Source organism: Paraglaciecola arctica BSs20135, assembly GCF_000314995.1.
GTDB lineage: Bacteria > Pseudomonadota > Gammaproteobacteria > Enterobacterales > Alteromonadaceae > Paraglaciecola > Paraglaciecola arctica.
Genome location: NZ_BAEO01000065.1, coordinates 182,190 through 194,555 on the forward strand (window position 1 = coordinate 182,190; position 12,366 = coordinate 194,555).

A 12,366-nucleotide genomic window follows, 5' to 3' on the forward strand; every position below is an offset into this window, starting at 1 on the left:
TCCATTTGCTGTTTAACTTATAAAAATCCTAAACTACTTGGCAGTTGTATTCAATACATGAACTAACAGGGTTTTCGCCAATTTTTTATAATTTAACCTAAACTCGGCTTAAGGCAATTCAAACACTAAAGCTTTAATCGCCTCTTCGCTTACTGATTTGAAATCCAACTTTTCTTCATCAGTAATTTTTAATCCATCTCCCGGCGCCATTTCAACGCCATTAACCTGCAATCTTCCACTCACTAAGTGCACATACTGATTAGGTAGTACGCTTGTCAGATTGCTTTGCTGTCCAGCATTTAGGAGCAATTGATGAAGATGCATATCTTGTTTGATCTGCAATGTGCCATTTATCCCATCAGGACTAATAACGTGAGTTAAGCCTTCCCTTTGACCAAAGTCTTTTTGCTGATATCCCGGAGCTTGCCCTTTTACATTAGGCTCAATCCAAATCTGCAATAATTTCAGGATTTCATTGTTCGAATGGTTATGCTCACTGTGTGAAATACCACTACCTGCCGACATCAATTGAAATTCACCTGCTGGCAAGGTTCTAACATTTCCTTGGCTATCTTTATGAGAGATATTACCTTCGAGTACATAACTGATAATTTCCATATCACGGTGCCCGTGAGTACCAAACCCCGTACTGGGTTGAATAATATCGTCATTGATCACACGTAGCTTTGAAAAGCCCATATGCTCAGGGTCATAATACTCAGAAAAAGAAAAGGAAAAGTGGCTGTTTAACCAGCCATGGTCTGAGCTTCCGCGCTGTAAAGATGGTCTTAAAACTAACATGATACATTCCTCGGTTGTGTTGATGCGGAAAGTATATGTCTGTTCTCTAATAAAAAATAACGCAATATTTAGCTTAGTCTGTTCTATTTTTTAGAACATTTAATATTAAAGAAAACGGTTAGCCTGGGTTCGAGATATATGGTTTAGTCATCTAAACTAATAACCAGGAACCCAGCGAGAGGCAGAGATAGCGATGCTGACAGGCGTTGTTTATCCAGAAATTGGCTTAGGTACGACCCTAAAAGCCTGCCACTTTTTATAAGTTAAAGAACGCCATAACCATTCCAAGGGGCCAAACTGGTAATGCTTTAACCACCAGCTAGATAATGGAATTTGTATCATTACTATCGCAAGCACAATCAACATTTGTGGTGCACGGGAAATTTCGCCGTATAAACCACCTCCATAACCAAAAAATAGGCTACTCAAAATTAAAGAATGCATTATGTAATTAGTTAAAGCCATGCGTCCCATTGGAGCTAATTTTGCTAACATTTTATACCACTTAGGCCTGTCTAACAGCCTGATCAAAAGCCCTAGATAACCGGCGGCCATAAAAAATTGCCCGCCATTAAACAAAACATTAGCGGCACCTTGAATAGGCATAATATCTTCAACCCCTGGGTGCGCCAATATCACTAGGCTACCCACAGTTACAATTAAACCTACACCAAGACCAATACGGGCCATATAACCAAATAGTTTAGGATGTTTTGCGTGATCTTTGATCGCCCCTGATACTACTAACCAATATCCAAGCAAAAATATCGGCAATAACATAGTGAGCGCAAATAATGGCGTAAACATCAACCACTGTAACGATGCATTCGTTCTAAACACTGTAGCCTGCCAATAACTGCCATCTCTAAGTGCCACTATTTCTTCAGCCAAATCTTTTGCGTGTTCTTGTTCATATTCAAAAATTTCTTGAGCTTGCTCTAAAGGTGTTAACTCAATATCTTCCGATTCAACAGCTTCTTCAACTTTGTCTGATTCAGCTTGCAGCAGCTCAGTATTTGCTTCGTCATCTGGCAACACCTCTGAAGTATCTGCGGAAGGTTCACCTGACTCTGTGTCTGATAACTCTTTAGTTTGAGCAGCTTCAGTTTCAAGTTGCGAAACTAAAACGCTCATTTCTTGGCTTTCTTGCCATTGCTCTGAAAGTGATGCGCGGTCATAAAACGCCCCAAAACCTACACCAACTAAACTAGCGAGCAGCATGGGAATGCTTAACCACCACAAAGCTAACTTTAATATTGAGCTGGGGTTGTTGAACTTCTCAAAACGTTTTTTGCGTAATAAATAAATCAAACCCAACATAAGCAAACCAGCAAAAGCATAGTCATGCAAAATATCGCCCTGCCAAATAAAAACCATATGTAACAGACCAAACACAAACAACACTAACATTCTGCGAGAAAACCATGCTCCAAAAGGCCTATCCTTGCGCATTGCCTGAGTCAACATCACCGCAAAACCCATGCCAAACAACAAGGAAAAAAGTTTATAAAATTTACCCTCGACAAAACACCGAACGAGCCAGCCAACTGCATGGTCAAGACCAGTGAGTTCAGTATTAAAACCACCGATATCAGCAATAGGGCGGCCAAACCACTCGATATTCATCATTAAAATGCCAATCAATGCAAAACCACGCAAAATATCTAAGGCATTTATCCTTTGATCGGATGCAACAGGAGTAAGTGGGGCGGGTGTAGTTGTTAATGCTGCATTTGCAACAGCGTTTTGATGTTCAGAAAAATCCTTATCAGACATCATTGTTCCTTATCTATAAATGTTGAATAAGGGTAAGCCGAGGTTAAAATTTTGTCTAGATAACAATGTTACAGACTGTGTAGGCCCATGTGAGCATGCAGTTTTTATGTTTTGCCCATAGTCACTTATAGAAACATAGATATCAGCAGGCAACTGGCTAATCCCGTGAACGAGATAAGGGTGGTCATTACCGTCCACGACTTTAAAGTGTCTTTTTCGCTCATGCCAAGATAACGACTGACCAACCAAAAACCAGAGTCATTTACGTGTGACAAAATGGTTGCGCCAGATGAAATTGCTATTACCAATAAACCTAACATCGCTGCAGACATGGGTTGTAATGCTAAAACCGGAGCAATGAGACCAGCACCAGTAATCATTGCGACTGTTGCTGAACCTTGAGCAATGCGAGTGATTGCTGCAATTAAGAACCCTAAAACTAACACCGAAAATTGCGCTTCAATAAAAACCGAAGCCAACATTTGTCCGACCCCTGAATCAATCAATACTTGTTTAAAAGCGCCACCAGCGCCAGTAATCAAAATGACCACGCCAGCAGGCTCCAAACCTTTATTAGCAATTTTCAGTAGCGATTGGCTACTTAAATCGCATTTTGTATGGGCAATCAACATAGCCAATATTGTGGCAATAGTTAAGGCCACAAACGGATGTCCTAAAAAGCTAAGTGTTTCTAATAAAGCACTATCTTGTGGCAGTACGAAAGGAGCGGTAGTAGCCAACATTATAAGCAGAAGTGGCAACAATATGATTGAAGCCACCCAAGCAAAACTTGGTGATGGCACATCAGATGGTTTACCTTGTGTTTTGTGCGCATCAGGTACCGCAATAAAAATTCTTTTGCCTATGAATTTCCCAAACAATGGGCCAGCGATAATCATTGCTGGGATCCCTGTTAATGCTCCAAATAAGATAACCCAACCCAAATCAGCATTGATCAATTCAGCTACGGCAATAGGACCCGGTGTTGGGGGAATAAAACTATGGGTAATAGCTAACCCTGCTAACAGTGGGATCGCATAATATAAAAGTGAACGCCCAGAACGGTTGGCAAGGCCATATAATAAAGGTGCAAGTATGATAAATGCGACATCAAAAAATACCGGGATAGCCACAATGAACCCAGTTAATCCTAAACTCCATTGCACTTTTTCAGGACCAAAAGACCGCACTAAACTACCCGCAATACGTTCAATGCCACCGGAACTTTCTAATATCTGACCAAGAATGGCCCCTAACCCGACTACAATGGCCACAAAACCCAGCGTGCCACCCATGCCATTTTTTATGGAGTTGATAACTTGTTCTGGCTCTAAACCCGATCCGAGTCCAACTAACAAGCTGGTGATTAAAAGGGCTAAAAAAGCCGGTACTCGCAAGGTGATAACAAGAAACAGTAATAGTGCTATCCCCGCTCCAGCCACAAAAAACAAACTCATATCCATGGTAATACCTTGTTTTTAAACTTTCTTTAATCTACTTAAAAAGTGTCGGTTAGAGGGTAAAACACTGAGTAATTTTTCAGTGGCATGTATGGTTTCATTGCGAAATCGTTTTGCCATTGATATTTCTTGATGTGCAAGACCACATTGTTCTCGGGTTGTGTGAAAGCCCATTCCATATAGAACATATTGTTTGCTGGCAGAGGAAAACAACTCAAAACGTTGGTTCGTTTCATACACCCCAGGCGCTTGACTACGCCATAAGGCCAAGGCGTCCTGTAAACTTTCAGGAATGGAATCCGCTTGTTGATGTGCTCGCCAATATTCACTGTCGGTGCGATTTGTAAGTACGTAATGCAACTTCAGAAAATCAATGATTTCCTGCCACCTTTGTAACGTGAGCAGATTAAATCTATTTGCCAAAACCGTCATTGCACTGCGATCTCTAGGAAGCTGCTCACTGATCCATTCGGCTGACTTTTCAATCAAAACTAAAGCGGTTGCCTCTAATGGCTCGACAAACCCCGCGGAGACACCAATAGCAACACAGTTTTTATGCCAGAAAGTGTCTCTATGACCCGGTGTAAATTTAATTTTGCGAGGAGTTATGTCCTGTGCAGCAAGAAAAGGATCATTTTTCACATAGTTAAACAAAGCATCTTCTGCTTGCCCTACATCGCTAAAGTCGCTAGAAAACACATGGCCAATTCCACGTCGGCTTTGCAATGAAATGTCCCAAATCCAGCCATTTTTTTGCGCAGTTGCCACTGTGCATGAGGCGATCGGCACGTCTTCGGACCCATGATCGACTTGCAACGCCAAGGCAGTATCGTTAAACAAAACATGCTGCTTTGATTGAAAAGGGATCTGATAATGTTTGCCAATCAATATGGCGGCAAAACCACTGCAATCTATAAATAGATTACCAGCAACATGCTGGCCACTGGCCAAGACAATTTCAGAAATATCACCATTTTTATCTTCAAGCACATGTTCTACGTGTCCTTGAATATACTGTACACCCAGCTTTTCAACACAGTGAGTGTGCAACATTTTCACAAATTTACCGGCATTCAAATGGTAGCCGTAGTTCAAAGCAAAAGCGTATTCAGACATTTGTGGGGTTTTGGGCGCTAAATTTTGCTCACAGATAGTGCCTTGGGCACTAACCCAACTTTCAAAATCAATGTCTTTCGGCGTTGCTGACCAGTGTTCAGCCAAGCTAACAGAGCCATAACCTGCTGGTGCCATAAACGGGTGATAATAATATTCATCTCCTTCATCTAACCAACCGACAAATTTCGACCCCTGCTTAAAACTAGCATCACAACAGGAAAGGAAAACACGTTCAGATATGCCAATCTGACGCAAAGTATCGCGCATAGTGGGCCAAGTTCCCTCACCTACCCCTAAATTTTTAACATCGGGGGATTCAACCAAAATTACTTCAGTTTGCTGTGTTGAGGGGGAGGCTGAGTTGTCTACCGAGCAATGTTTGGCAGCAATAATACCTGCCGTTAACCAACCTGCTGTACCACCTCCTACAATCACGACTGTGGTTTTCATTGTTTATCGCCCATTCTGAGCGGGACAATAAGTTTGAATAAAGTCGCCATGTTCGGACATTTGCGCTACAGATTTATCTATCATGTTTCTTAGAGCCATCATTTGCTGTTTTAATCCTTCAACGGGTAAAACACGACCCGCCCCATGATGCTGTTTAGGCATTAGTCCCTGCCCCATCATAACCTGCACCCAGGAATCTACTCGGAACAACGAGACATCATCAGGCCACGCATAACCATTTTCACGAAACATGGCCATTCGATGCACAAGAGAATCAGGCACTTGCATAGTGCGGTAATGATCCCAAAATGGACTGTCGTTTCGTTGTGTCTGGTGATAGTGCAAAATAACAAAATCGCGAATGGTTTCTAGTTCTAACTGAGTCTCGCGATTAAATTGTTCTGCTAACATGGTGGTATTACCGCCAAAAGGAAACAACTTCATCAGCCTAAGTATGGCGGTGGTGACAAGGTGAATGCTGGTTGATTCTAAGGGTTCTAAAAATCCACTGGCAAGCCCAATGGCAATACAATTCTTATGCCATGCCTTTTTACGCCTACCTGTTTTAAAACGAAGTGTCCTTGGCTCAGTGATTGTTTGACCCGTTAGATTAGCTAACAATGTTTGGCGGGCTTCATCTTCAGATAAAAACTGACTGCTGTAAACAATGCCATTACCAACGCGATTTTGCAGAGGGATCCGCCATTGCCAACCGGCTGAATGAGCAATGGACTGGGTGTAAGGTCGAGGCGCTTCTACTGCTTGAGTTTGCACTGCTATGGCACTATCTGCTGCAAGCCAATGACTCCAGTCTTCATATTCAACATCTAAATTATCACCAATGAGTAACCCTCTAAACCCAGTACAGTCGATAAACACATCACCAAATACTTGTTCACCGCCTTTCAATGTTAGTGACGAGATATTACCCGTTTCATCATTTTGTATTTGCTCTATGCGCCCTTCTACTCTTTTAACACCAGCACTTTCGCTTTTTTTACGTAAATAGGCCGCGTAGTCTGTGGCATTCATATGATAAGCAAAGTTAACCGGTTTTTTACCTACAAAAGTGGAAAATTTATTGGCTTTAGCGGCTTTGAGTTCAAGACAATAATCTTGTAGATTACCGCCAAATCCTTGGGCTTTTGCTTCCATCCAGAATTCGTGAAATTCGGCCATCCACGAACGTTGACCAATTTCACCGAAAGAATGGAAATAACTGTCACCCTGTTGGCCCCAATTATCAAACTGAATACCCAATTTGAAGGTTGCCTGAGTGGCGGCCATAAACTCCTTTTCATCAATACCGATTAAGCTATGAAAAGCACGCATAGTAGGAATGGTTGCTTCTCCCACTCCCACAGTGCCAATTTGGTCGGATTCGACTAGGGTGATGTCCAGTAGCGTACCAAGGCGAGTAACTAGGCTAAATGCCGTTAGCCAACCGGCCGTTCCGCCTCCTGCTACTACAACTTTGGTTTTTGCATTCATGTTAATATTTTGTCTCTTATCTTCAGCGATTTAGGTTGTTGCGTAACATTGCGCGCAAGCGACGGCTTAGATTATCGTCCATTGAAGCAAATTCCCCATGACTCTCAGGCGGTAAATGTGCGCGAACTTGTTCAGGATCAGCAAAAATGTAGTAGTCGAATAACGCTTTCCACGCTTCTTTTTCCTTGGCTGGGCGATCTCTTACGCTCATCATGGCGTGCATTACCACATCCATAGGATTGCCCAAATAAGGTGGGGCAGTCATCCACCAAAAATTCACCATGGCGTTAAAACGATCAAAGGCCTCAACTTCGTGCCACCACATATTGGGGTAATATAGGCCGTCTCCTGGTTCTAAATCAGCAATATAGGCATTTTCAAGGGCGGTTTTTAATCGAGGAAAACGGGTGAAATCAGGCTTGCTGAGATCTGCCAAAGTGACCACTTGCCCACCAGGTGTAGGAGACAATGGCCCGGGATACAAATTGTCCACTTGATCAGGTGCAAACAGAGTAAAACGTCTTTTGCCTAATACACAACAGGCGATATTTTTGGGCTGATCAAAATGTGCGGCCGCAACAGATTCTGTGCCTAGCCAGATTTTGGCAACTGGCTGATTATCTGTAAATTCAGGATGTTCAAAAGCTAGGCTATTGCTTTGATACAAATTGGGAAAACCTTCGTCAAACCTAAGGGAGTTAATATACAGATAATCATGCTGCTGCTGAGTCAATTGACTGCGGATGGTTTTAAACACTTCAGGAATGGTAGTTCGCTCACTGGAATAGTTAAAACCGGTACAAGACTTGTCATAGCCGAACCGTGCTTTTATTTCAGGAGATCCTTTATAAACTAACATCGGACGTTGACTATAATTCAACTCCAGTTGTTCCATGACTTTGTCAGCTGATTGTTGCCCCGCTTTAACCAAAGGCCAGTCTTTCACCAGGCCTTTTAAAATGACAGGTTGATCCTGTTCAAATAACTCATCAAACGGGATGGAATCTGCTGTTATGCCTTCCAGTACGGTTACTGTATTTTGTTTATTTTTCACGCAGGCTCTTCCTCATTGCGAAGAGTATTAAAACATCGCTGATTTTGCATTTTTGAGTGCAATTAACTGTTGGAAATTGCCCATTGAAGAGAGCACAAAATACAGCAGACTCAGCACTCCATATTGATTTAGCTTGCTTAGGCTTTCGCCATCCAAACTCGCCAATTTCTGTTGGTTAATCGTATAATAATCACTAAAATTGATTTCTTCGACATTACTTAGTTTGATTTGAATCGACACAGGCTCCAACAAGTCCATTGACTCAACCAGACTAAACAGAGTTTTATCAAACTGTATGCCGCTATCTATGGTTTGTAATGCTTTTTTGACATATTCAAGGTAAGGCGCTTCTCCACCAAATTGCAGAAAAACATCTTCACCCTGGGTTTGGTTAACACGGGGATCGTCCATGTCAATGCAGATAACGGGATCTGCTGGCGGTTCACCTTCTTCTTGAGCCTTTTTATAACCTAAACTAAACGGGCCTCTGGCTAGCAATGCCGGCACAAATCGGGTGATCCAGCCGTTTTCTCCCATAAATAAGTTTTCGTCTTTTTCAAGACCAAGAATGGCATGTAATTGCAGCTGTTTTGTTTCAGAATGTTTGTAAAATACTAAAGGAAATTCTTTATGTAATTCGCTTATTTCGGTCGCATGTACCAAAGAACGGTTAACTTGCTGGGTATTATTGGATCCAGGTCGAGTATCAACCTTTATATTTTTATGATCGACATTATTTAAGACAGTAGCCTTACTCATAGCGTGTTTCGCTTTACTGGTTGTTTTATTAAATGCGCTTTATTCATACTAGCATTGCCAGAAATGTCGACGCAACGAATAGGGGTGAAACAAAATTGTTTCACCCTCGGTAATGTTGTTCTTACACTTTTAATAAACACCTCAGTCAGAGACCCTGACCGAGGGATAATATTAAATGCTTAGAAGCTATAACTTGCACTTAATACCATGCGTCTATCTGCTTCTTGAACAAAGAAAATATTATTCTTGCTACGACCAAATTTACGCTGACCTTCTTCCAATAAGTTAATAATATCTAAACTTAGTGATAAATCCTCGCTCACCTGATAACCAACATTAATATCAATTTGCTCAGTTTCAGATACGTAAACTGGGTTACGCGGGCCTTTACCACGGTTAGTTTGACTTAAAAACTCATCTCGCCAGTTATAGGCAATACGCGTTGAAAACCCTTCTTTTTCGTAGATTAACACTACGTTAGCCGTATCACTTAAACCTTCCAATGCAAATTGGTCCACATTGATAGCGCCGCCGTTATCAAAACCAATATCACCGTCTACTGTGGTGTAGTTTAATTGATAGCCAAAACCTGACTCACCAAAGAAATGTTGCCATGCAAACTCAAAACCATCTATCACAGCACTTTTGTCATTAACAGGACCCGTTACCTGGAATTGTAATAATGGATCACCCGCTTCTGGGAAAACATCATAAGCAGCAAACACTTGACCTTCAAAGTTTGGATTGGCTACCGGATCTTGGAAATCTGCAGCGCCATTAGGAAAATTCGCAGGGTTTTGCAAAACTGCCGACATGGTAAACATGTTAACTTCGGTAATGTCATAACCTCCGGCATTCAATGCTGCAATGGCATCACCTGAAGTTGTACCAGCAGCACCTGAAGTAGCATCTAACAAGCCAAACAATGATTTTTCAGACTGCGCTATACCCACAAAATTTTTCACGTCTTTTCTATAATAACCTATAGAAATCATACTAGAGTCGCTGTAGTAATACTCAGCAGACAAGTCGATGTTAGTGGACTCAAGTGGCGCTAATTGTGCGTTACCTGATGTACCTGTTGCCACACCACCTAATGAAGTTATACGTGGCGGAGGTGAAATTGAAGTCGATTGGAACAATTGCTCATAAGAAGGTCGAGCCAATGTTTTACTGAAAGAAGCACGAGCCTTAATGTCATCATTCACATCAAGAGTTAAATCAAGATTGGGTAAAAAGTTAGAGTAGTCGTTTGTGTCCCGGATAGTTTCTATCGTTGTACCTAATACGGGTAAAAAGTCGTTATCTGCTTCCCAAATTATTTGTGTAGGCAAAAATTGATTCGACGATGAGGTCACATCCGTTTGCTCATAACGCAAACCCGCAACAACGTTTAAAGGCATATCACCAATTTCATAATCCATAGACGCTTGAACATAGACAGAAATAATTTCTTCTTCAACTGTATTATCATCATCAGTATTGATAGAGCGATCAGCTAAGGATACGCCATACGTGGGACCCACAGCATTTAGAAGAGCAAGAGGATCGCCCCCAAATGAAACACTGCCTAAGGGTATTGTGGTACCACCTGGTGAATTAGCATCAGCACCTTCAACACCTGATAGATCATGATCTTCAAATGCACAAGCGGTACAGCTTATATCAAACAAACCCTCTGGAATATCACCAGGTGCGGTTACGCCCCAATCACCCAAGGCGTCTGTCGAGGCTTGACGTGTTTGTCTCATTTCTGTTGAAAGATACCCCACACCAAAATCAACGGTAATTTCATCACCTATCCATTGACCTTCAAAACGAATTTGGTCTACGTTGGTTTTTTGATTCGACTTATCTGTTTGTGTTACCTGAGAACCAACATCAGCCTTGTCAAAAATCCCGTTGCCGTTACCACCTTTAATACTATCTTCAACTAAAATGCTTGCTGCAGGTATTGCTTGAGTAAAATCGACCGTTTGCCAACCCGCTGTAGCACCTGCCATATTAAAGCGAATAACGTTCAGTCCATCTGGGCCTGCACCACCACTAGTTGCTTCTGATGTAGCAACATCAAAATTTAAGCGTAAGTTATCTGTCACGTCATACTCAGCATTAAAACCAAAAGATTTGAGTTCATCCTTGGTTGCTAGTGCTAAGTTTTGAAAAAAGAAATCTTTACCTATTACTTGGTTATTTGCGCCACCTGTCTCAGAAAATTTAACTGGTGTAGACACAACCGGGTTGCCATCAAATTCAACCGAACTGAACTGCCTTGCAAACCAAATACCATCAATAAGTGATGTTGAGTTTTTTTCATTTTTTGCGTAAGTAGCATCAGCGGTTAATGTTAAATTTTCCATAGGTGCAAATTGCACCGTTAACATAGCATTAGTACGTTCACGATTATCTTGGTTAGTACCTAGACCAATATTACTAGGTATAGATACAATTTGACCAATAGTAGGTTCATTTACCACTGTTGCACCGGGGATGGTAAGAGAGTCTAAATCCGCCGCACCATTATATGTACGCAATTCATAGACTTCAGTACTCATGTGGCGACTACCAGAGTCACGTTCTTGGAATGAACCAAACAATGACACACCAAAAGTTGCATCATCATTTACCCAATTAGCTACACCACTTAGCTCCGGCGTAATACCATCACCACTTTCATCTTTAACCGCTTTAACACCAACAGATCCAATATTTTTCCCTGCGGCTAAAGGTTTAAGAGTATTGATATTAATTGTTGCACCAAGGCCACCAGAACTGATCCCCGCCTGGCCTGTTTTATATACTTCGATTCCACTAACACCTTCTGATGCAAGATTGGAAAAATCGAATGAGCGACTCGTACCTGCTGCACCTTTATCTTGTGGGTTACCAGTGATACTGCCTACGTTAGCGGCTGGCATTTGACGACCGTTTAAGGTCACTAAGTTAAAGTTACCGCCAAATCCACGAACTGTGACTTCAGACCCTTCACCATTTACACGGTTAATAGAAACACCGGTAATACGCTGCAAAGATTCTGCGAGGTTAGTATCGGGGAATTTGCCCATATCTACCGCAGAAATAGCGTCAACAACACCTGAAGATTGACGTTTAATATCCATTGACTGAGACAAACTGCCTCGTACGCCACTCACTTGGATAACTTCAGTGTTATCAACTTCTTGTGCTATAGCTGGAGTAAGAACGACCGTACCCAACATCAAACCTATGCTTTTGGCGAGTATTGATTTATGAAATGTTTTTTGTGCTTTATTAATCATATTTATGTGCCTGTGTGTGCTTTGTTAGTAAGGCAGGCAATAACACCTAATCATTGTTAAATTGCCGCCAACTTTATTTACATTTTTTTTACATGGAGCAACTTTCCAGACGATCTAGAATCAATTTTCCGCTAGTTGATTTGGAGATTTTGCGATAAATAATTATTTTTTAGCCTGGTAT

Annotated in this window: 8 protein-coding genes; all 8 read right to left on the reverse strand. The window is 41.6% G+C overall.

The window, feature by feature from the left end; all coding sequences use genetic code 11:
* Positions 1-108: 108 nt before the first annotated feature.
* The gene (locus GARC_RS23320) at positions 109-801 is read right to left on the reverse strand and encodes a pirin family protein (RefSeq protein ID WP_007625206.1); all 693 of its coding nucleotides are present in this window, start codon (positions 799-801) and stop codon (positions 109-111) included.
* 210 nt (positions 802-1,011) lie between these two features.
* Positions 1,012-2,580 carry a DUF418 domain-containing protein gene (locus tag GARC_RS27500; protein ID WP_226989297.1) on the reverse strand — a complete coding sequence of 523 codons (1,569 nt, stop codon included), beginning with the start codon at positions 2,578-2,580 and terminating at the stop codon, positions 1,012-1,014.
* Between the two features lie 122 nt (positions 2,581-2,702).
* Positions 2,703-4,034, reverse strand: coding sequence for a GntT/GntP/DsdX family permease (locus GARC_RS23330; protein ID WP_226989299.1), 1,332 nt, complete (start codon positions 4,032-4,034; stop codon positions 2,703-2,705).
* 21 nt (positions 4,035-4,055) lie between these two features.
* The gene (locus tag GARC_RS23335; RefSeq protein ID WP_007625212.1) at positions 4,056-5,603 is read right to left on the reverse strand and encodes a tryptophan halogenase family protein; all 1,548 of its coding nucleotides are present in this window, start codon (positions 5,601-5,603) and stop codon (positions 4,056-4,058) included.
* Positions 5,604-5,606: 3 nt separating this feature from the next.
* Entirely contained in the window at positions 5,607-7,094 is a 1,488-nt protein-coding gene (locus GARC_RS23340) for a tryptophan halogenase family protein (RefSeq protein WP_007625214.1), read from the reverse strand.
* Between the two features lie 22 nt (positions 7,095-7,116).
* Positions 7,117-8,148: a cupin-like domain-containing protein gene (locus GARC_RS23345; protein WP_007625216.1), complete on the reverse strand. Its 1,032-nt coding sequence runs from the start codon at positions 8,146-8,148 to the stop codon at positions 7,117-7,119.
* A 27-nt stretch (positions 8,149-8,175) separates the two neighbouring features.
* On the reverse strand, positions 8,176-8,907 hold the full coding sequence (locus tag GARC_RS23350) for a SapC family protein (protein WP_007625218.1): 732 nt from the start codon (positions 8,905-8,907) through the stop codon (positions 8,176-8,178).
* 179 nt (positions 8,908-9,086) lie between these two features.
* Positions 9,087-12,185, reverse strand: coding sequence for a TonB-dependent receptor (locus GARC_RS23355; RefSeq protein ID WP_007625220.1), 3,099 nt, complete (start codon positions 12,183-12,185; stop codon positions 9,087-9,089).
* Positions 12,186-12,366: the final 181 nt, after the last annotated feature.